Origin of the sequence: Cellulomonas sp. NPDC058312, assembly GCF_042880135.1 — a bacterium.
Classification (GTDB): Bacteria; Actinomycetota; Actinomycetes; order Actinomycetales; family Cellulomonadaceae; genus Cellulomonas.
Map to the genome: position 1 here is coordinate 674,881 of NZ_JBHVZE010000002.1, position 20,893 is coordinate 695,773.

Consider the following 20,893-nt stretch of genomic DNA (forward strand, 5'->3'; position numbering starts at 1 on the left):
GGGGGACATGGTCAGCGGATCTCCGTGATCTCGGGGCCGCGCGTCAGCGGGTCGAACTCGCCGGGCGCGGGGGTCGCCCCGGCGGGCGCACCGTCGGCGGCGGTGCCGTCGGCGGGCGTGCCGGGCTGGGGGGTGATGCCCTTCTGGTCCGAGGGCAGCGTGAGCGCCAGGAGGTCGCGCGGGGCGCGTGCCTCGGTGCCGCGGACGACGACGGTGCGCCGGAACACGTCCTCGAGCTGGGCGGCGGCGGCCTCGTCGACCGCGGCGCGGCCGGTGATGACACCGCGCAGGAACCAGCGCGGGCCGTCGACCCCGACGAACCGCGCGGGCCGGTGACCGGTGCGGCCCTCGGGGGTGCGCACGGGGAGCCGCGCGAGCAGCTCGCGGCCGAACGGGCCGGGGACGTCGTCGACGGCCCCGCCCTGCTTGGCGACGGACTCGCCGATCTCGGCGCGGATCTCGTCCCAGATGCCGTCGCTGCGCGGGGCGGCGAACGCCTGCATCTGCAGGGTCGACCCGTCGAGCGTCACGCCGACCGCGGTGACGGTGCCCGACTTCTTGTCGATCTCCATCCGCAGCTCCATGCCGTGCACCCCGGGCAGCCGGAGCGCACCGAGGTCGACCCGGGGGCCGGCCGGCACGTCCTCCTGCGCGTCCCACGGGCCGGCGGACCGGTCCGGGACGGGCGACGACGGTGCGTCGTCCGCGACGACGTCGGTCGTCCCGGCGTCTGCCGCGCGGTCGGCGGTGTCCTCGGGGGCGTCGACGCCGCCCGTGGTCTCGTCCTGGGCGGTACGACCCTTCGCACCGCGCCGGAATAGCGCCACCCTCAGTCCCTTCCACAGGTCGCCCGCTGCGCGGGCGCGAACACGATCACAGTAGTCCGCCCGGTCCGACGGACCTAGCGGGGCGCGTCGGCGGCCTGCCAGCCGCCGCTCGACCCGAAGCCGCCCGCGCCCCGCACGGAGTCCGGCAGGGCGTCCGCCGGCACGAACGTCGCGCGCTCGACCCGCTGGACCACCAGCTGCGCGATCCGGTCGCCGCGGTGCAGCACGACGGGCTCGCGGGCGTCGGTGTTGAGCAGCGTCACGGCGATCTCGCCGCGGTAGCCGGCGTCGACCGTCCCGGGCGCGTTCACGATCGTCAGGCCGTGCCGGGCCGCGAGACCGGACCGCGGGTGCACGAACGCGGCGTACCCCTCGGGCAGGGCGATGGCGATGCCGGTCGGCAGGGTCGCCCGCTCTCCCGGCTCGAGCGTCGCGTCCACCCGGGTCACCAGGTCGGCGCCCGCGTCACCGGGGTGCGCGTAGGCGGGGACGGGGACGCCCTCGTCGAGGCGCTGGAGCAGGATGGTCAGGGGCTCGTCGTGCGTCACGGTCCCCGACAGTACCGGGACCGAGTGGGACGATGGGGGCGTGCCGACCACTCAGCCCCCGCCCCCGCCCGCCTTCGACGAGCGGCTCTGGCCGTCCCCCGCCGGCTGGGTCGCGGTGCCCGCCCTCGGGCTGATGGCCGCGATCGTGCTGTGGCCCGTGAGCCACGTCGCGGGCCTGGTCGCCGGGGGCGTCGCCCTCGTCGCCGCGACGGCCGGGGCGGTGCGGCTGGCGACCCCCGTGAGGGTGGCCGGCGGCGAGCTGCACGCCGGCGACGCGCACATCCCGGCCACGCTGCTGCGTGCGCCCCGGGCGCTCGACGCCGACGCGACCCGGCACGCGCTGGGCCCCGGGTTCGACGCCCGCGCCCACGTGGTGCTGCGCGGCTGGGTCCGCACGGCCGTGGTCGTGGAGGTCGCCGACCCCGCCGACCCGACGCCGTCGTGGCTGGTCTCGACCCGCCGGCCCGAGGACCTGGTGCGCGCGCTGGTCGCCGCGGGCGCTGCGGGCGCTGCGCCCGAGGCGCCGGCCGCGGGTCCCGCCGGGGACGACGACGCCGGCCGGCCCACGGGGGCACGGCCGGCGTCGTGACGGCTGGTGCGGGCGCGCCGGGGGGCGCGTCCGGACGGCGGCTCAGGCAGCGCACTCCGAGCAGACGGGCATGCCGTCCTTCTCGTAGGCCAGCTGGCTGCGGTGATGGACCAGGAAGCACTTGGAGCAGGTGAACTCGTCGGCCTGGCGCGGGAGCACCCGGACGGAGAGCTCCTCGCCGGAGAGGTCCGCGCCCGGGAGCTCGAACCCTTCGGCCGCTTCGGTCTCGTCCTCGTCCACCACGCCCGAGTTCTTGTCGGAGCGCCGGGCCTGGAGCTCCTGGAGCGAGTCCTCGCTCAGGTCCTCCTCGGTCTTGCGCGGGGCGTCGTAGTCGGTTGCCATGAGGTGGGGTCACGCTCCGTCAGGTCGGTGATGGCGTACGCGGGATCAAGTCGTCCGGGTGGACGTTTGTTCCCGTCGGGCGCCCCGGATTGTGCCTCATTTTGGCGGCCGGTGCGAGCCCGGCTCAGTCGTCCGCGTCGGCGCCGAGGTCGGCGAGGATCGCCGCGAGCTCCGCGACGGTCTCCGGCGGGCCGACGACGGACATGTCCCGGCTCGCCGCACGGCCCCGCAGACCCGTCACGAGCGCCCCGGCCTCGCGGGCGACGACCTCCCCCGCGGCGAGGTCCCACGGGTTCAGGCCCCGCTCGTAGTGCAGGTCGAGCGACCCCTCGGCGACCCGGCACAGGTCCAGCGCGGCCGACCCGATCCGGCGGATGTCCCGCACCTGCGGCAGCAGCTCGGCCAGCACCCGCCCCTGCACGCGCCGGCGCTCGGCCCGGTAGCCGAACCCGGTGCCGACCAACGACGTCGCCAGCGGGCGCGCGGGGTTCACGGCGAGGCGCTCCCCGTCGCGGTACGCCCCGAGCCCGTGACCCGCGGTGTAGGTGCGACCGTCGACGACCGCGTGCACGCACCCGGCGACGACGGTCCACCGCTCCGGGTCCGGCTCCCCCACGACGACCCCCACCGAGACCGCGTACGCGGGGACGCCGTAGAGGTAGTTGACCGTCCCGTCGACGGGGTCCAGCACCCAGGTGAGCCCGGAGGTGCCGGGCAGGTCGTCGCCCTCCTCGCCGAGCACGGCGTCGTCCGGGCGGAGCCGGGCGAGCAGCTCGCGCAGGTGCGCCTCGGACGCGAGGTCCATCGCGGTGACCGGGTCGACGTCGCTCGACTTGGTCGCGGCCACCTGGACCCGAGCGGGCCGGGTGGCCCGGATCAGGTCGCCGGCGGACCGGGCGACCTGCTCGGCGACGGCCATCAGGGCCCGGACCTCGTCGGCACCGGGCAGCGCCGCGGACGTCGTGGCGGCAGTGGCGGCAGTGGGGGCGGGATCGGTCGGTCGGTGCTCAGGTGCGCTCGTCACCCCGCCATCCTGCCGGACGAGGTCGTCGGGGCGGGGCCGGGCGGAGCGGGGTCAGCCCTCGCCGGGACCGTGCGCGCCGCGGCGCCGGAGCCGGGCGACCCAGCGCAGCAGCGGCGCGGGCTCGTCGGACGCGGGACCGCGCGGCCGACGCCGGCCGCGGGCGTCGCGCTCGACCCGCCCGGCGCGGGCCGCCCGACCCGAGCGTCCGGCGCGCCCGATCCGCACGGTGCCCGGGTCCCACGGCCCGGGTGCCTGGATCCGGAACCGCAGGGCGACGAGCCGCATCACGAGGACCGCGACGACCGCGGCGACCTCGGTCCCGACGGTCAGCGCCTCCTCCCGCCACAGCACCGCCACGAGCACCGCCCCGAGCAGGGACGGGATCGCGTACAGCTGGCGGTGGTGCAGCACGACGGGCACCTCGCCGCACAGCAGGTCGCGCAGCACGCCGCCGCCGACCCCCGTGATGACGCCAGCGCAGACGGCCGCGGTGGCCCCGGTGCCGTACTCGAGCGCCTTCACCGTGCCGACGATCGTGAACAGCGCGAGGGCGCCCGCGTCGAGCACCAGGACGAACCGCCGCAGCCGGCCGAGCCCGGGGTGGGCGGCCCACGTCACCAGGCCGGCGGCGCACGCGGTGGCGACGAACTCGCCCTGGGCGATGCCGACGGGCGGCACGGCGCCGATCAGGACGTCGCGCAGGATGCCGCCGCCGAGGCCCGCGACCCACGCCAGGACGACGATGCCGAAGATGTCGAAGCCCTTGCGGACCGCGGCGAGGCCGCCGGACAGCGCCCCCACGAAGACGCCCAGCAGCTCGAGCACGGGTTGCATGGGGAAGTCGTCGAGCACAGGGGTGATCATGGCAGGGCGCGGAGTTCGGCGGCGCGACCCGCGAGCCTCCCCGCGTTCGGGAGAGCGCGATGGCAGTCTCGTCGCGACGATGGGAGATGTGATGGCTGAGCTCGAGCTGATCGGACTGCACGAGGACGGGGAACACCTCGTGCTCGCCGCGGCCGACGGGCAGCGCTACCGGCTGCACATCGACGAGCCGCTGCGCGCGGCCGTGCGCCGCGACCGCCCGCAGCTGGAGCAGATCCGCGCGGAGCAGTCCGGTGTGCCGAGCCCGCGCGAGATCCAGGCCCGCGTGCGCGCCGGTCGCTCCGCGGAGCAGATCGCCGACGAGACGGGCACCACCGTCGAGCACGTCCGTCGGTTCGAGGGCCCCGTGCTCGCCGAGCGCGAGTTCGTCGCCGAGCAGGCGCGCGGCACCCGGGTGGGCCGCGACGTCGGCGCCCCCGTCCTGGGCGACCTGGTGGTCGACCGCCTGGCGGCCCGCGGGGTGGACCCGGCCGGGGTCACCTGGGACGCGTACCGCGAGACCGGCGGCGGCTGGACGGTCGTCGCCCGGTTCCGCGTGGAGGACGACGCCCGCGAGGCGCGCTGGTCCTACGACGCGTCGACCCGCTCCGTGCACGCCGAGGAGGACGAGGCCCGCTGGCTGTCCGAGACGGAGATCGCCGACGGCCCCGTGCCGCGCCGGCACCTGTCCGCGGTCCGCGACGTCGTGTTCGACGTGGACGCCGACGTGCGGCCCGTCCTCGCGGCGGTCGACGGACCCGCGTCCCTCCCCCACCACCGCGAGCAGGACCAGGACCCGGCGGACGACCTGCGCGCCACCCACGAGCTGCTGGACGACCTGCGGGCCCGGCGCGGCGTCCGCCAGACGCTGGACCTCGAGGACGACGGCGACGAGGAGTTCCCGGGCTTCGGCCCGCAGCACGCGTTCGACTTCGGCCAGCTCGACGGCCCGGAGATCCCCGGCTCCCACCCGGTGGAGGCCGACGCCACCGCCGACGCGCGGATCTACCCCGCCCCTGCCCGGAACCGTCCCGCCGCGGACGAGCCGGACACCCCGGTCGCCCTCGAGCCCGGTGAGCGCGTCCCCGACGAGCGCCCGACCCCGGCCGCCGAGGAGCGCGAGGCACGGCCCCGCACCAGCGGCAGCCGGCGCGCGCGCCCGAAGGTGCCGAGCTGGGACGAGATCGTCTTCGGCGCCAAGCCGGAGTAGCCAGGGCGGAGCAGCCAGGCCCGTGCAGCCGGGCTCGGGCTCAGTCCTCGGCGAGCATGTCCAGCGTCTGGGGGGACATCGACCCGGCGTGCGACGACAGCGCCGTGACCTGCAGCCGGTGGTGCCGCCGGCACAGCACCTCGTAGCCGACGGCGTCGTCGTCCGCGGCGACCGCCACGTCACCGATCACCACCTGCTCGCCCTCGACGACCATCACGCCGTGCACCGTGCGCGCGTTGTGGGTCGCGCGCGCGCCGCACCAGCACAGGGCCTGCACCTGCAGCGTCTCCACCCGGTCGGCCAGGGCGAGCAGCCGCGCGGACCCCGCGAACAGCCGCGTCCGGAAGTCGGTGGTGATGCCGAACGCGAACACGTCCACGTCGAGGTCGTCCACCACCCGGCCGAGCTGCTCGACCTGCGCGGCGGAGTAGAACTGCGCCTCGTCGCAGATCAGGAAGTCCACGGCCTCGCCGCGGGTGCGCCGGGCGACGACCTCGTCCCAGAAGTCCGTGGCGTCGGTGACCTCGTGCGCCGGGACGGACAGCCCGAGGCGCGAGGACAGCCGGTGCTCGCCGGCGCGGTCGTCCCGGGTGAACAGCACCCCGCCCCGCCCACGGGCGGTGTGGTTGTGGTGCATCTGCAGCGCCAGGGTGGACTTGCCGCAGTCCATCGTGCCGCAGAAGAAGACCAGCTCGGCCACGCTCTCCTCGTTCCGTCGTGCGGGTCAGGTGTGCACGGCGAGCAGCGGGACGCGCAGCTCCGCCGTCGTCAACGAGCCGTGCACGCCCACGAGCCGCATCGACGCGGGCGTCTGCGTCCGGGAGTCGACGACCGTGGCGCGGCCTGCGGTCGCCACGACCAGGTCCCCCAGCAGCGGCTCGACGTGGGCGGACACGGGGCCGAACAGGCCCGCACCCACGGCCTGCGCGCGGGTCAGGACCACGGCCGCGTCGCCGAGCACGTCCGTCCACCGCGCCGCGACGACCTCGGGGTCGGCGTCCGGCACGAGGTGCACGTGCAGGGCGCGCGGCTCCCCCGCGACCAGCGCGACGTCCGCCGCCAGCGCGGGGTCGGTGCCCACGTCCCAGCGCCGCTGCGGGTCGACGTCGACCATCCCGTGGTCCGCCGTGACGACGACCGAGGCGCCCCCGGGGAGCGACCGGACCAGGCGGCGCAGCTCGCCGTCGAGGGCCTCGAGCTGGTCCCCCCACTGCCAGGAGCCGACGCCCTCGTGGTGCCCGGTCTTGTCGACGTCGCCCCAGTACAGGTACACCAGTCCGGGCTCGCGCAGCAGCCGGAGCGCGGCGTCCACCCGGTCGGGCAGCGACTCGGCGGCGCGGTACCCCCCGCCGCGCAGGGCCGCCTCGGTCAGCCCGGAGCCCATGAACTTGCGCGGGCCGACGGTCGTGACGGTGACGCCGTGCGCGACCAGGGACTCGAAGACGGTCCGCTCGCGCTGCCACTCGCGCGCGGGGCCGAGGCCGTCCCACGACACCATGTTGGCGAGCCGGCCGTCGCGCGGGTTGCGCACCGTGTAGCCGACCAGACCGGTGCGGCCGGGGTTGGTGCCCGTGCCGAACGACCCCATCGACGCGGCGGTGGTGGACGGGTAGCCGGCGGACAGCACCTGCGCGCCGTCGAGCAGCGACCGCAGGAACGGCGCGTGGCCCGCGCGCTCGGCCAGGTTCTCGTACCCGAGGCCGTCGACCAGGACGACGCACACCCGGTGCGTGCTCGGCAGCCCGAGCTGCGCGCGCCGCGCGGCACCGCCGTCGACCGGGACGCCCAGGGCGTCGGCGACGGCGGGCAGCAGGCCGGACAGGGACGGGCCGTCGTAGTCCGGCGGGACCAGGCCCGCGTCCGCGAGCCGGGCGGGGACGGTGGTGGACGCGGCAGCCGTCATCGTCAGCGGGCGCTCGCCGCGGACAGCCGCCGGGCGAAGGCCACGGCGTCGCGCACGGCACCGGCCCCCTCCGCCACGGCGCTGACACGCACGACGACGTCGTCCGGGGTGAGCGTGCCGGTCAGGCCGTGGTCGGCGTCGCACTGCGGGTCCGCGCAGGTGGCCGGCTCGAGGTCCACGCGGGAGACGGCGCCCCAGCCGATCGCCAGGGTGAGCTCGGTGGCCGGCTGGCCCGGGGTGTGCTGCTCGGGCGTGCCGATCACGTGCGTCAGCGCGACGGAGCGGAGCTCGGAGAGCGGGACGGCCTCGGTGGTGGCGGCGGCGCTGGCCGACGGGTGCTCGCTGTCGGCCGGGTGGTCGTCGACGTGCGCGACGACCAGGCGCGTCGGGGTCAGCGCCAGGACGGTGACGTGCCGGCGGACCTCCGCGGCGTCGAACGTCGTCTCGGGGTGCACGAGGTGCGCCAGGACGGGCTCGTCCGCCAGGGCGACGTCGAGGACGTCCGCCACCAGGTCGGGGTAGTACCCGGCGCGGTGCAGGTCACGGATCAGGTCGGTCGACGGTGCAGGCACCCGGACATCCTCCCACCCGGGGGGCGCAGCCGTCACACACCGGCCCGGGGGCCACGTCGGGCACCGGCCCGGCGGTCACGCCGGGCGGGGTCGAGTCGGGCGGGGTCGGGTCGGGCGGGGTCGGGTCGGGCTCACACCGGGAGCGCGCGCCGCGGCCCGTCCGCGCGGACCGCCGCCGCGCCGACACGGGCGGTGGCCCCGAGGACGTACGCCCCGCGCTCGGCGACGACGACGGGGTTGAGCTCCAGCGCGAGCATCTCCGGCAGCTGGTCGGCGAGCACCGACACGCGGGCGAGCACGTCCTCGAGCGCGTCGACGTCCAGGGGCGGCACGCCGCGGTAGCCGAAGAGGCGCGGCGAGGACCGCGGCGCGCGCACCATGTCGGCGACGTCCACGTCGGTGAGCGGCGGCACGGCGTACGCGACGTCGCCCAGCAGGTCCGTGGTGTCACCGCCCAGCCCGAAGCCCAGCACCGGGCCGAACAGCGGGTCCTCCGACGAGCGGATCAGGCAGGCGACGCCGTGCGGTGCCATCGCCTGCACCTCGAGCGGCGCCCGACCGGGCTCGGGCTCGTGCCCGCCCGCGAGCGCCAGGACCTGCGCGACGTCGGCCCGCAGCTCGGCGGCGTCGTGCACGTCGAGCCGCACCCCGCCGAGGTCGGACCGGTGGCGCAGTGCGGGCACGGTGGACTTGAGCGCCACGGGCCAGCCGAGCCGGTCCGCCGCGGCGACGGCCTCGTCCGCGTCGTGCACGCCCACCGCGGGGAACACCCGGACGCCGGCCTGCGCGAGCAGCTCGGCGGTCCGCGCCGGCCCGAGGTCGAGCGAGGCGGGACCGCCGGCCTCGGCGAGCCAGCCGTCGACGAGCCGCCGCGCCTCGCGGGCGTCGATCCCCTCGGGGTGCACGAGCCGCCCCCGGTCGGCCGACCGCCACGTCGCGTACCGGACCGCCTGGCCGAGCGCGAGCACGGCGTCCTCGGGCGTCGTGTACGCGGGGATCGTCCGCAGCCGGCCGTCGGCACCGGGCGCGGTGAGCGCCGGGGTCGATCCGTGCAGCCCGAGCAGGCAGGCGACCGACGTGCGCCCGGAGTCCGCGGCGTGCCGCGCGAGGGCGCCGGCGACCCGGTCGTCGCGCGGCCCGACGGTCGGGACGTGCACGGTGACGACGACGTCCACGTCCGGGTCGGCGTACACGTCGCGGAACACCCGCTCGACGCGGTCGTCGTCGGCGTCCTCGGGCAGGATCGCGGGCGCGCGCTCCACGAGCAGGCCGGCGGCGTGCGCGGCCTCGGACACGAGCGCCGCCATCGCGGACGAGGACGCCACGACGGCGGCACGCCGGCCGGGCGGCAGCGGCTGGAGCGCGAACAGCTGCGCCACCTCGAGCATCTGGTGGGTGTTGTCGACCAGCACGACGCCCGAGCGCCGCATCACCTCCTCGAGCGTGTGCCGGGAGGTCTGGGTCGGGCGCACGGCGTGGCCCGGGGGGACGACGTGCCCGGACCGCCCCGCGGTGACGACGACGACCGGCTTCACGGCCGCGAGCCGGCGGGCGACGCGGGAGAACTTGCGCGGGTTGCCGATGGACTCGAGGTAGAGGGCGACGACGTCGGTGCTGTCGTCGTCCTGCCAGAACTGCATGAGGTCGTTGCCCGACACGTCCGCGCGGTTGCCCGCGGACACCAGGTGCGCCAGGCCGAGGTGCCGGCGGCGGACCGAGCCGAGGATCGACACGGCGGTCGACGCCGACTGGCAGAACAGGCCGATCCGGCCCGCGGGCGGCGGGTCCTCGGTGAGGGAGGCGTTGAGCAGCCCGCCGGCGGCGTGCGCGAGCAGCCCGTACGACCGGGGACCCACCACCCGCAGCCCGGCGGCGTGCGCAGCCCGCAGCAGGGCGCGCTGCAGCGCGAGGCCCGTCGGACCCTGCTCCGCGTAGCCGCCGGACAGCACGACCACGCCGCGCACCCCGAGCCGGCCGAGGGACCGGACCGCGACGACGGCCTCGGACGAGGGCATCGCGAGCACGGCGAGGTCGACGGGGCCGGGGACGTCGTCGAGCGTCGCCCAGTACCGGACCCCGTCGCGCGGCACGGGGGCGCCGGGGCCTTCAGCGCCGTCGAGGGCGTCCGAGCCGTCGGGGACGTCCGTGGCGTCGGCTCCGGGCGCGATCCGCCCGACCACGTGCACCTGGACCGGCCGCTCGTCCCCGCCTGCGGGGGTCACCGCGCCGGTCCGGTCCTCGGGCTGGTCGCCGCGCCCGCCCCCGGCGAGCAGGTCGCCGAGCACCCGGGCCGCGCGACGGTCCTCCAGCGACCCCGGCTCGGCCGTCGACGACCCGAGCACGACCACCGACCGCGCGGTCAGCAGCCCCTGCACGCTGCGGGCCTCGGCCGACCGCTCGCGCGCCATCATCACGGCGAGGGACCGGTCCGTGGGGTCGATGTCGAACCCCACGGTGACCACGCCGTCGTCGAGCCGCTGCTGGGGCGAGTACCCGGCCTCGCGGAACACGGCGATCATCCGGCCGTTCTGGGGCAGCACCTCGGCGGTGAACCGTCGCACGCCGCGCTCGCGCGCCGCGGCCGCGAGGTGCTCCAGCAGCACGGACCCGAGCCCGCGGCCGTGGTGGGCGTCGGCGATGTTGAACGCGACCTCGGCCTCCTCGGGGCCGACCTTGTCGTAGCGCGCGACGCCGATGATCGCGTCGTCCGCGGTGACGGCCACGAGCGCCACGCGGTCGCGGTGGTCGACGGTGGTGAACCGGGCGAGGTCGCGGTCCGGCAGCCGCTCGAGCGGCGCGAAGAACCGCAGGTACGTGGACGCCTCGGACTGCCCGACGTGGAACGCCTGGAGCGCGTCGGCGTCGTCGGGGCGGATGGGCCGGATGTGCGTGGTGCTGCCGTCGCGCAGCACGACGTCCGCCTCCCAGCCGGCCGGGTAGGGCTCACCTGCGGCGCCGTGCGCCTGCGCGTCTGCCGTCCCCTGAGCCATGCCCACGAGCCTAACGTCGCACCTGCCGCGCGTCGTGGTCGTCCACAGCCCCGGTCTGCGGGGACAATGGGCGCCGTCCCCCGCCCGGCCCGCCGGGCACCGCCCCACCCCGACCGAACGGGAGCCGCATCCGCATGGCGCGCCGCAGCAGCACCCCCGACCTCCCGCCGGAGGACGTCGCCGAGCGCATCGTCGACATCGACGTCACCAGCGAGATGGAGGGCTCGTTCCTCGAGTACGCCTACTCCGTCATCTACTCGCGCGCCCTCCCGGACGCGCGCGACGGCCTGAAGCCGGTGCAGCGCCGCATCCTGTTCCAGATGCACGACATGGGCCTGCGCCCGGACCGCGCGCACGTGAAGTCCGCGCGCGTGGTCGGCGAGGTGATGGGCAAGCTGCACCCGCACGGCGACACCGCGATCTACGACGCGATGGTCCGCATGGCCCAGCCGTTCTCGCTGCGCCTGCCGCTGGTCGACGGGCACGGGAACTTCGGCTCGCTCGACGACGGGCCGGCCGCCCCCCGGTACACCGAGGCCCGGATGGCGCCGGCCGCGCTGGCGATGACGGCCGGCCTGGACGAGGACGTCGTCGACTTCGTCCCGAACTACGACAACAAGCTGACCCAACCCGGCGTGCTGCCCGCGGCGATCCCGAACCTGCTGGTCAACGGCGCGTCCGGCATCGCGGTCGGCATGGCCACCAACATGGCCCCGCACAACCTGGTCGAGGTCGTCGCCGCGGCCCGCCACCTGGTGCTGCACCCGCAGGCCACCCTCGACGAGCTGATGCGGTTCGTCCCCGGCCCGGACCTGCCGAGCGGCGGCAAGATCATCGGCCTCGACGGCGTGCGCGACGCCTACCGCACGGGCCGCGGAGCGTTCAGGACCCGGGCCACCGCGCGGATCGAGAACGTCACGCCGCGGCGCAAGGGCATCGTCATCACGGAGCTGCCGTACACGGTCGGCCCGGAGAAGGTCATCGAGAAGATCAAGGAGGGCGTGCAGTCCAAGAAGCTCTCCGGCATCTCCGACGCGCTCGACCTCACCGACCGCCAGCACGGCCTGCGCCTGGTCATCGAGGTCAAGACCGGCTTCGACCCCGACGCGGTGCTCGAGCAGCTGTACCGGTACACCCCGCTCGAGGACTCGTTCTCCATCAACAACGTCGCGCTCGTCGAGGGCCAGCCCCGCACGCTCGGGCTGCGGGACCTGCTGCAGGTCTGGGTCGACCACCGGATCAGCGTGGTGCGGCGGCGCAGCGAGTTCCGGCTGCGCAAGCGGCTCGAGCGGCTGCACCTGGTCGAGGGCCTGCTCGTCGCGATCGTCGACATCGACGAGGTCATCCAGGTCATCCGGTCCTCCGACGACGCGGACACCGCGCGCACCCGCCTGCGCGACGTGTTCGACCTGTCCGAGCCGCAGGCCGAGTACATCCTCGAGCTGCGCCTGCGCCGCCTGACCCGGTTCTCCCGCATCGAGCTGGAGAAGGAGCGCGACGAGCTCACCGAGCAGATCGCCGCCCTGCGCGCGATCCTCGGCGACGAGGCGCTGCTGCGGACGACGGTGTCCGACGAGATGGCCGAGGTCGCCGCGACGTACGGCACCCCGCGCCGGACCATCCTGCTGGAGTCCGCCGGTGGCGGGGTCACCGCCGCCGAGGGCGCGCCCGCGCCCCGGTCCGGCCGGTCCGCCCCCGCGCTGTCGCTCGAGATCGCCGACACGCCCTGCTACGCGCTGCTGTCCGCGACCGGCCTGGTGGCCCGCACCGGCAGCACCGACGTGCAGCTGCGCCCGGCACCCGACGCCCGACGGTCCCGGCACGACGTCCTCGCGGGCACGGTCGCGACGAGCGTGCGCGGCGAGGTCGGCGTGCTCACCTCCCGCGGCGTGGTGCGCAAGGTCTCCGTCCTGGACCTGCCCGCGCTGCCGCCGACCGACGGCGCCCCGAACCTGTCCGGCGGGCTGCCGCTGACCGAGCTGCTGGCGCTGGACAAGGGCGAGCGCGTCGTCGGCCTGGTGTCCGTGGCGGCGGACGCCCCGACGCTCGCGATCGGCACCGCCCAGGGCGTCGTCAAGCGCGTCACCCCCGGCGAGCCGCCCGCCAACCGCGACTCGTGGGAGGTCATCGGGCTCAAGGACGGCGACGAGGTCGTCGGCTGCGCGGCCGTCGGCGAGACCGACGAGCTGGTGTTCGTCACCTCGGACGCCGCGCTGCTGCACTTCGCGGCCTCGGCTGTGCGACCGCAGGGCCGGCCCGCGGGCGGCATGGCGGGCATCAAGCTCGGCGCCGGCCAGCGGGTCGTGCACTTCGGGGCGCTGCCCGAGCAGGCCGCGGCCGGGACCGAGGAGGACGGCGGGCCGGTCGTGGTGACGGTCGCCGGGTCGTCCGACGCGCTGCCCGGCACCCAGTCCGGCAGCGCCAAGGTCACGCCGTTCAGCCGCTACCCCGGCAAGGGCCGCGCGACCGGCGGTGTGCGCGCGCACCGGTTCCTCAAGGGCGAGGACACGCTCCTGCTCGCCTGGGTCGGTGCCGCTCCCGCCCGTGCCACCGGGTCGGGCGGTCAGCCGGTCGAGCTGCCGGAGACCGACGACCGCCGCGACGGCTCGGGCCAGCCTCTGGCCGCCCCGGCGCTGGCCGTCGGCTGACCCCCGTCTCGGCGCGCCCCGCGGCGCGGGGCGGCAGGGGGGGGGCCGCACGACCCCGGCGCCCGGGGGGCCGGAGACTGCGCCGCGGGCGCGGGAGGGGCGGGGGGCGCCGGGGCGCCGCGGGGCCCGCCCCCCGCCCCCCACCCCGCGGGCGCGGGGGGGCCCCCGGGGCGGCGGGCCCTACCCCCCCCCCCGCCGGCCCGGGGGGGCCCACCCTCGGCCCCCCCGGGCGGGGCCGGGGGCCCCCCCCGCGGCGGGGCCCCCCCCGGGCCGCCCCGAGACAGGTCCGCGGCCTCGACTCAGGACGTCCGGAGGCCCTGACTCGACGCGGCGGACCTGTCTCGGCGGGCGGGCCCGGGCGCGACGCGGCTCAGCGCGCCCGGCCCGACTCCGCGATGCGCGCGCGGACCAGGGCCGACACCTCGACCAGCGCCCGGACCTGGGACTCGTCGAGCGGCGCGAGCAGCAGCTCGCGGACCAACGCGCGCCGGGTCTGCTGGGCCGCCACCGCCGCGGCGGTCCCCGCCGCGGTGAGGCCGACGACGGTCCCCCGCGCGTCCGAGCGGTCCCGGGACCGGGTGACCAGGCCGCGGGTCTCCATCCGCCGCAGCTGGTGGGAGACCCGGCTGTCCTGCCACTCCGCCGCCGCCGCCAGGTCCTTCGCGCGCAGTCCGGGCTCCCCCGCGGCCAGCAGCGGCTCGAGCAGCTCCAGGTCCGCCACGGAGACCCCGGCGTCGGCCCCGAGGCCGCGCTCCAGCGCGGTGAACATCTCCCGGGACAGCCCGAGGTACATCCGCCACGTCGTGTCCTCGTCGACCGGACCCACGGCGACCCGCTCGCGACCGTCCTCCACTGCCGTCATGGCCCACAGCGTAGGGCTACACCTCGATCGAGTAGAGGACGGAGCCGTGGGTGACCTCGTAGCCCAGCCGCGCGTACAGCCCGTGCGCGCCCGAGGGGTTCGCGGTGTCGACGTCCAGCTCGGCGTACTCCATGCCGTCCGCGCGGAACGACCGCATCGCCGCCTCGAGCAGCGCGACGGAGACGCCCCGGCCGCGCCACGCCCGGCGGACACCGAGCAGCTCGGTGTACCCGGACGTGTAGCCCGCCACCGGCCAGTCCTGCTCGTACCGTCCCGCGACCGTGTAGCCGACGACCTCACCCGTGGCCTCGTCCACCGCCACGTGGCTCCACTGCGGGGCGAACATCGCCCGGCCGACCTGCCAGGACTCGGGTGTGCGCGGCTCGCTCCCCCAGTGGTCGGCGAACGCCTCGTTGTGCGCCAGCCGCACCGCGTCGTCGAGATCGTCGGACCAGGGCACGATCCGCACCCCCTCGGGCGCGCGGACCTCCGGCAACGGCTGGGCCAGGTCGCGCCGCATGTCCGTGTAGTACCGGATCGGCGTGTACCCGGCGGCGGTGTACAACGCCCGCGCGTCGTCCCGGTGGTCCTCGAGGTACGCGGCGATGCGGCCGGGCACGTCCTTGCCGGACGCGGCGAGCTTCTGCCGGGCGCGCGCCGTGCCCCACGCCACGAGCGACCGACCGACGCCCCGGCCACGCCATCGCGGGTCGACACCGCCGCTGACGTGCACCCGCACGGTGCGGACGTCTCCGGGCGGAGCCTCGGTGGTCACCCACGCGCGCAGCGCGCCGTCGGCGTCCACACCGACGCGCGAGTCGGCGACCGGGTCCTTCCAGTCCCCGTCGAACCACTCCTCGACCTCGACCTGGCTGGTCCGGAACGGCTGGGCGTCGAACTCCTCGACCCGGGCCACCAGCGTGGCCAGCGCGGGTGCGTCCCCGCGCGCGAGCGGGCGCCACGCGAGACCGGTCGCGGTGGGATCCGGCTCCGGCAGCGCGTCCGGCGCGGCGGCGCGCTCGGCGATCGGCGTGGTCGTGCGGGTCGCGTCGTCGGTCTCAGGCATGACGTCCACGGTGCCGGAGCCCGCGCGACCTGTCACGCGCAAAACCCCCGACCGGCGTCCGCCTCGCGGGGCGTGCGGGGTCAGGCGTCGATCTGCGACGCGTCCAGGCTGGACGACCCGGCCACGATGAAGTCCTTGCGCGGGGCCACGTCGGACCCCATCAGGAGCTCGAACGTCTCCTCCGCGCTCCGGACGAGGGCGTCCGCGGACTCGGCGGCCGGGAGGGTGACACGCCGCAGCGTGCGGTGCCGCGGGTCCATCGTGGTCTCCGCGAGCTGGTCGGCGTCCATCTCCCCCAGGCCCTTGTAGCGCTGGATGTCGTCCTTGTAGCGCTTGCCGGCCTTGTCGAGCTTCTTCAGCGTCGCCGCGAGCTCGGCCTCGGAGTAGGTGTAGACGTACTCGTTCTTGCGGCTGCCCGCGCCGATGACCTCGATGCGGTGCAGCGGCGGCACGGCCGCGTACACCCGGCCGGCCTCGACCAGCGGGCGCATGTACCGGAAGAACAGCGTGAGCAGCAGGGTGCGGATGTGCGCGCCGTCGACGTCGGCGTCGGTCATCAGCACGACCTTGCCGTACCGGCGCGCGTCGAGGTCGAACGTGCGCCCCGAACCCGCCCCGAGCACCTGGATGATCGCCGCGCACTCCGCGTTGCGGAGCATGTCGGACACCGAGGCCTTCTGGACGTTGAGGATCTTGCCGCGGATCGGCAGCAGCGCCTGGAAGTCCGAGGACCGCGCGAGCTTCGCGGTGCCCAGGGCGCTGTCGCCCTCGACGATGAACAGCTCGGTGCGGTCGACGTCGTCGCTGCGGCAGTCGGCGAGCTTGGCGGGCAGCGAGGAGGACTCCAGCGCCGTCTTCCGACGGGAGATCTCCTTCTGCTTGCGCGCCGACACTCGGGCGCGCATCTCCCCCACGACCTTGTCGAGCAGCAGCGCCGACTGCGCCTTGTGCTCCCGCTTGGGCGAGGTCATGATCGCCGCGAGCTCGGTGTCCACGACCTTCGCGACGATGCCGCGCACGGGGGCGGTGCCCAGGACCTCCTTGGTCTGGCCCTCGAACTGGGGCTCGGCCAGGCGCACGGTCACCACCGCGGTCAGCCCGGCGAGGACGTCGTCCTTCTCGATCCGGTCGCCGCCGTCCTTCGCGGAGATCTTCAGCCGGCGGGCGTTCGCCTCGACCTGCTTGCGCAGCGTACGCAGCAGGGCGGTCTCGAAGCCCGCGAGGTGAGAGCCGCCCTTGGGCGTGGCGATGATGTTGACGAAGGTGCGGACCTCGGTCTCGTAGCCGGTGCCCCAGCGCAGCGCCACGTCGACCTCGCAGTCGCGCTGCACCTCCTGGGGGGACATGTGCCCGCGCGCGTCGAGGACGGGCACCGTCTCGGTGAACGAGCCCTGGCCGGTGAGGTGCCACGTGTCCGTGACCGGGGCGTCTGGCGCGAGGAACTCCGCGAAGTCCACGGTGCCGCCGTCGTGGCGGAACACCTCCTCCGTCGGGCCGTCCGCACCGGGGGTGCCCGGCAGCCCGCGCTCGTCGCGCACGGTGATCGTCAGGCCGGGCACGAGGAAGCTGGTCTGCCGCGCCCGCGTCACGAGCTCGTCGTAGGAGAACACCGCCGACGTCGGGAACACGTTCCGGTCCGCCCAGTAGCGGATGCGCGTGCCGGTGCGGCCCTTCGCGACCTTGCCGACGACCTGCAGCTCCGACCGCGCGACGAACGGCTCGAACGGCGACTCCGGGCTGCGACCCGCGGCGTCGTCGAAGACACCCGGCTCTCCGCGGTGGAACGTCATCCGGTGCGTCTTCCCGCCGCGGTCCACCTCGACGTCCAGGCGCGAGGACAGCGCGTTCACGACGGACGCGCCGACGCCGTGCAGACCGCCCGACGCGCCGTAGGAGCCGCCACCGAACTTGCCGCCCGCGTGCAGCTTGGTCAGCACGACCTCGACGCCCGTCAGGCCGGTCTTCGGCTCGACGTCCACCGGGATGCCGCGACCGGTGTCGCGGACCTCGACCGAGGAGTCGGCGTGCAGCACGATGTCGATCCGGTTGCCGTGGCCGGCGAGGGCCTCGTCGACAGAGTTGTCGATGATCTCCCACAGGCAGTGCATGAGGCCGCGGGAGTCCGTGGACCCGATGTACATGCCCGGGCGCTTGCGGACGGCCTCGAGCCCCTCCAGGACGGAGAGGTGGCGAGCGGTGTAGCTGGACTCGGCGGATGCGGTCGACACGAGGCCCGAGCGTAATCGCTCCCGCCGACAGTCCCCTGCTGCCATGCCGCGCACGGCAGAGGAACCTCTGCTTCCGGTGCGCCTCGTGTTGCCGGGGTGTGACGGCGGGGTGACATCGGCTTCGCGGTGAGCGAACCACCCGCCCCCGACGGGATGGATCCAGGCCGGAGATGGTTGTATGACAACGTGACGGAGACGATCGAGACCACGAACCCGCTGACCGCAGCCGACCGCTGCGACCGCTGCGGCGCTCAGGCCTACGTCCGCGTGCTGCTGCCCGTGGGCGAGCTCCTGTTCTGCGCCCACCACGCCCGCGAGCACGCGCCCAAGTACTCGGAGGTCGCGACCTCCGTGCAGGACGAGACCGACAAGCTCCTCGCCGAGCACGGCGCCGGAGCGGGCGCCGCTCGCTGAGCCGCACCGCGGAGCGCACCTGCTCCGCACCAGGACGACCCCGACGGGCCCGTCCGGCTGACGCCGGGCGGGCCCGTCCGCTGTCCGCGCGTCCCGCGTCCCGCGCATCCCGACGAGTGGTGGCGGCACCCGGGGGGGGGGGGGGGGGGGGCCCGCGGGGGGGGGCACCCCCGCGGGGCGCCGGCGGGGGGGGGGGGCGGAGGGGGGCGCCGGGGGGCGGGGGGGGGGGCGGCGCCCGGGTCGCGCGGCCCGCGCGGGGCCGGCCCCTCCCCGCGGTGTCGCCACCCGTGGGGGGGGGGGGGGGGGCGGGCGGCGTGTCGTGACCACTCGTCGGCGGCAGCCGTGGGTGCGGGGCAGCTCAGGGCGCTCAGGAAGCACCGGCGTCCGGGACGACGACGGGCCCGCCTCCAGGTGGAGGCGGGCCCGTCGTCGGTGCGGGTCAGTCGAGGTAGTCGCGCAGGACCTGCGAGCGGCTGGGGTGCCGGAGCTTCGACATCGTCTTGGACTCGATCTGCCGGATGCGCTCGCGCGTCACGCCGTAGACCTTGCCGATCTCGTCGAGGGTCTTCGGCTGGCCGTCGGTGAGGCCGAACCGCATGGACACGACACCGGCCTCGCGCTCGGAGAGCGTGTCGAGCACCTGGTGCAGCTGCTCCTGCAGGAGCGTGAAGCTCACCGCGTCCGCGGGCACGACGGCCTCGGAGTCCTCGATGAGATCGCCGAACTCGCTGTCGCCGTCCTCGCCGAGCGGGGTGTGCAGGGAGATGGGCTCGCGGCCGTACTTCTGGACCTCGACGACCTTCTCCGGGGTCATGTCGAGCTCCTTGGCGAGCTCCTCGGGCGTGGGCTCGCGGCCCAGGTCCTGGAGCATCTGCCGCTGGACGCGGGCGAGCTTGTTGATGACCTCGACCATGTGCACCGGGATGCGGATGGTCCGGGCCTGGTCGGCCATCGCGCGGGTGATGGCCTGCCGGATCCACCAGGTCGCGTACGTCGAGAACTTGTAGCCCTTGGTGTAGTCGAACTTCTCGACCGCGCGGATCAGACCGAGGTTGCCCTCCTGGATCAGGTCCAGGAACAGCATGCCGCGGCCGGTGTAGCGCTTGGCGAGCGAGACGACGAGGCGGAGGTTGGCCTCGAGCAGGTGGTTCTTCGCGCGACGGCCGTCGCCCGCGATCCACTGGAGCTCGCGCCGGGCCTTCGGCTCGAGCTCGTCGGCGATCGCGGCGAGACGCTCCTCGGCGAACAGGCCGGCCTCGATCCGCTTGGCGAGCTCGACCTCCTGCTCGGCGTTCAGCAGCGCGACCTTGCCGATCTGCTTGAGGTAGTCCTTGACCGGGTCGGCCGTCGCACCGGCGGTGACGACCTGCTGCACGGGAGCGTCGTCCTCGTCGCGGTCGGAGACCACGAAGCCGGCGTCGGTCGACTCCTCCTCCTTGGCGGCGGTCGCCTTGGCGGGCGTCTCCTCGCCCTCGGCGGTCTCGGTCGTCTCCTCGTCGGTCGTCTCGATCTCGACGTCCTCGATCTCGACGTCCTCGAGCTCGACCTCGTCCTCGTCGGACTTCGCCGCGGTCGCCTTCGTCGCCTTGACGGGCTTGGCCGCGGCGGCCTTCGTGGTGGTCTTCTTGGCGGCCGGCTTGGCCGCGGCGGCGCGCGTCTTCTTCGCCGCGGGCGTCGCGGCGTCGTCGCCGGCCTCGGACGAGACGACGGCCTTGGTCGAGGGGCGCGCCTTGGCGGTGGTCGCGGCGGCGACGCGGCGAGCGGGCGGAGCCGTGGTGGGCTCCGAGACGGTGATGCCGGCGTTCGCCAGACCGCGCACGACGGCCTTCAGCCGCTTGGCGTCCTCCACCTGTGCGGCCTCGCACGCCGAGCGCAGGGCGGCGGCGTCGACGCTGCCCTGGGTGCGCCCGACGCGGACGAGGTCCTGCAGGGCAGGGTGCTCGAACTCACGCGGGAGGGTGGGGGTGGGAGTCTGGGGCGTCACGAATGACCTTTCGGCAGCAAGGGACCCGGTTCGGCGCATCGGGTACCTCGATATTGTACCGGCCCGCGTCCCTGCCGGGACCTGCGGAGCGGGCGGCGAGAGGGCGCTCGCGCGTGCCGGTGTACCTGTCAGGAGTGGTCAACGCGCGGGCCTGCACGAGGATTCCCCGGTCACCGGCCGTGAGCCCGCCCACGGCGGCGTGGCGGCGCAGGACGGCACCACCCGGACGGCCGAGCGCGCGGTCGCGGCGACTCAGCCGTCCGGGTGGCGGCGTCCTGCTCGGCCGGGGTCCGCCCCGGCGAGGGAGGTGCTCAGCTGGGGTCGGGCTTGACCGCGAGCACGGGGCACGGGGAGTCGAGCAGGATCCGCTGGGCGTTCGCGCCGAGGATGAGCTTGCCCACCGGGCTCCGCCGCCGCAGGCCGATGACGATGAGCGACGCCGAGGTCTCCTCCGCCGTGCCGATCAGCGTCTCGGCGACGTCGCGGCCGCCGGGGATCACCCGCACCTCGTGCGGCAGGCCCCGCGACTCCAGCGAGCCGCGGACCTCGTCCAGGGCGGTGGCGAGCTCGGCCTTCTGCTCGTCGGACTCGTCGCCCCGCTCGGTCACGACGACGACGAGCGGCTCCGAGCGACGGACCGCCTCGCCCGTCGCCGCGGTCAGGGCTGCGCGCCCCTCGACCGTCGCCAGGTACCCGACCACGATGCTCATGAGTGCTCCTCGCACGTGTGCTCTGCGTCTACGGCACGGCACCGCCGGCGCGTCGCGCGGGTGCGGCAGTGGACCGTGCCCCGACGGTACCGGAACGTCGTGCCGCGCACGACCG

Annotated in this window: 18 protein-coding genes; 4 read left to right on the top strand and 14 right to left on the bottom strand. The window is 75.7% G+C overall.

All coding sequences use genetic code 11. The annotated features are described in order from the left end of the window. Window positions 1-11: 11 nt before the first annotated feature. Both ACFVXN_RS07605 and dut read right to left on the bottom strand, forming a co-directional pair. Window positions 12-827, bottom strand: a complete 816-nt coding sequence (locus ACFVXN_RS07605; protein WP_389229724.1) for a DUF3710 domain-containing protein — start codon at window positions 825-827, stop codon at window positions 12-14. 74 nt (window positions 828-901) lie between these two features. Further along, complete coding sequence (dut, locus tag ACFVXN_RS07610; RefSeq protein WP_389229727.1) at window positions 902-1,375, bottom strand: dUTP diphosphatase; 474 nt, start codon at window positions 1,373-1,375, stop codon at window positions 902-904. Window positions 1,376-1,415: 40 nt separating this feature from the next. Between dut and ACFVXN_RS07615 the strand changes: the two genes are divergently transcribed. Continuing rightward, the gene (locus tag ACFVXN_RS07615; protein WP_389229730.1) at window positions 1,416-1,964 is read left to right on the top strand and encodes a DUF3093 domain-containing protein; all 549 of its coding nucleotides are present in this window, start codon (window positions 1,416-1,418) and stop codon (window positions 1,962-1,964) included. A 42-nt stretch (window positions 1,965-2,006) separates the two neighbouring features. Here the strand turns inward: ACFVXN_RS07615 and ACFVXN_RS07620 are convergent, their stop codons facing one another. The 3 genes from ACFVXN_RS07620 to ACFVXN_RS07630 form a co-directional block, all read right to left on the bottom strand. Next, window positions 2,007-2,306, bottom strand: a complete 300-nt coding sequence (locus tag ACFVXN_RS07620) for a DUF4193 domain-containing protein (protein WP_146835284.1) — start codon at window positions 2,304-2,306, stop codon at window positions 2,007-2,009. Between the two features lie 124 nt (window positions 2,307-2,430). Further along, complete coding sequence (locus tag ACFVXN_RS07625; RefSeq protein ID WP_389230530.1) at window positions 2,431-3,225, bottom strand: inositol monophosphatase family protein; 795 nt, start codon at window positions 3,223-3,225, stop codon at window positions 2,431-2,433. A 156-nt stretch (window positions 3,226-3,381) separates the two neighbouring features. Then, complete coding sequence (locus ACFVXN_RS07630; protein WP_389229734.1) at window positions 3,382-4,182, bottom strand: trimeric intracellular cation channel family protein; 801 nt, start codon at window positions 4,180-4,182, stop codon at window positions 3,382-3,384. 103 nt (window positions 4,183-4,285) lie between these two features. Between ACFVXN_RS07630 and sepH the strand changes: the two genes are divergently transcribed. Beyond that, complete coding sequence (gene sepH / locus ACFVXN_RS07635; protein ID WP_389229737.1) at window positions 4,286-5,401, top strand: septation protein SepH; 1,116 nt, start codon at window positions 4,286-4,288, stop codon at window positions 5,399-5,401. A 40-nt stretch (window positions 5,402-5,441) separates the two neighbouring features. Here the strand turns inward: sepH and ACFVXN_RS07640 are convergent, their stop codons facing one another. The 4 genes from ACFVXN_RS07640 to ACFVXN_RS07655 form a co-directional block, all read right to left on the bottom strand. Then, window positions 5,442-6,101 carry a thymidine kinase gene (locus tag ACFVXN_RS07640; protein WP_389229740.1) on the bottom strand — a complete coding sequence of 220 codons (660 nt, stop codon included), beginning with the start codon at window positions 6,099-6,101 and terminating at the stop codon, window positions 5,442-5,444. 24 nt (window positions 6,102-6,125) lie between these two features. Then, window positions 6,126-7,304: an alkaline phosphatase family protein gene (locus ACFVXN_RS07645; protein WP_389229743.1), complete on the bottom strand. Its 1,179-nt coding sequence runs from the start codon at window positions 7,302-7,304 to the stop codon at window positions 6,126-6,128. Between the two features lie 2 nt (window positions 7,305-7,306). After that, the gene (locus ACFVXN_RS07650; protein WP_389229746.1) at window positions 7,307-7,876 is read right to left on the bottom strand and encodes a DUF5998 family protein; all 570 of its coding nucleotides are present in this window, start codon (window positions 7,874-7,876) and stop codon (window positions 7,307-7,309) included. Window positions 7,877-8,007: 131 nt separating this feature from the next. Next, entirely contained in the window at window positions 8,008-10,866 is a 2,859-nt protein-coding gene (locus ACFVXN_RS07655) for a GNAT family N-acetyltransferase (RefSeq protein WP_389229749.1), read from the bottom strand. 134 nt (window positions 10,867-11,000) lie between these two features. Here ACFVXN_RS07655 and ACFVXN_RS07660 point away from each other — a divergent pair, with 134 nt between their 5' ends. Beyond that, window positions 11,001-13,514: a DNA topoisomerase (ATP-hydrolyzing) subunit A gene (locus ACFVXN_RS07660; RefSeq protein WP_389229752.1), complete on the top strand. Its 2,514-nt coding sequence runs from the start codon at window positions 11,001-11,003 to the stop codon at window positions 13,512-13,514. A gap of 370 nt (window positions 13,515-13,884) precedes the next feature. Here ACFVXN_RS07660 and ACFVXN_RS07665 read toward each other — a convergent pair whose 3' ends face one another. The 3 genes from ACFVXN_RS07665 to ACFVXN_RS07675 all read right to left on the bottom strand — a co-directional run bounded on the left by ACFVXN_RS07665 (window position 13,885) and on the right by ACFVXN_RS07675 (window position 17,715). Then, the gene (locus ACFVXN_RS07665; RefSeq protein ID WP_389229754.1) at window positions 13,885-14,376 is read right to left on the bottom strand and encodes a MarR family transcriptional regulator; all 492 of its coding nucleotides are present in this window, start codon (window positions 14,374-14,376) and stop codon (window positions 13,885-13,887) included. Window positions 14,377-14,392: 16 nt separating this feature from the next. Further along, complete coding sequence (locus tag ACFVXN_RS07670; RefSeq protein ID WP_389229757.1) at window positions 14,393-15,442, bottom strand: GNAT family N-acetyltransferase; 1,050 nt, start codon at window positions 15,440-15,442, stop codon at window positions 14,393-14,395. A gap of 80 nt (window positions 15,443-15,522) precedes the next feature. Beyond that, on the bottom strand, window positions 15,523-17,715 hold the full coding sequence (locus tag ACFVXN_RS07675) for a type IIA DNA topoisomerase subunit B (protein ID WP_389229760.1): 2,193 nt from the start codon (window positions 17,713-17,715) through the stop codon (window positions 15,523-15,525). A gap of 108 nt (window positions 17,716-17,823) precedes the next feature. Between ACFVXN_RS07675 and ACFVXN_RS07680 the strand changes: the two genes are divergently transcribed. After that, window positions 17,824-18,084: a hypothetical protein gene (locus ACFVXN_RS07680; RefSeq protein ID WP_389230533.1), complete on the top strand. Its 261-nt coding sequence runs from the start codon at window positions 17,824-17,826 to the stop codon at window positions 18,082-18,084. A gap of 439 nt (window positions 18,085-18,523) precedes the next feature. On the opposite strand, the gene ACFVXN_RS07685 is transcribed toward ACFVXN_RS07680, so the two are convergent. Both ACFVXN_RS07685 and ACFVXN_RS07690 read right to left on the bottom strand, forming a co-directional pair. Continuing rightward, the gene (locus ACFVXN_RS07685; protein ID WP_389229763.1) at window positions 18,524-20,068 is read right to left on the bottom strand and encodes an RNA polymerase sigma factor; all 1,545 of its coding nucleotides are present in this window, start codon (window positions 20,066-20,068) and stop codon (window positions 18,524-18,526) included. A 311-nt stretch (window positions 20,069-20,379) separates the two neighbouring features. Further along, window positions 20,380-20,778: a universal stress protein gene (locus ACFVXN_RS07690; protein ID WP_389229766.1), complete on the bottom strand. Its 399-nt coding sequence runs from the start codon at window positions 20,776-20,778 to the stop codon at window positions 20,380-20,382. Window positions 20,779-20,893 lie beyond the last annotated feature (115 nt).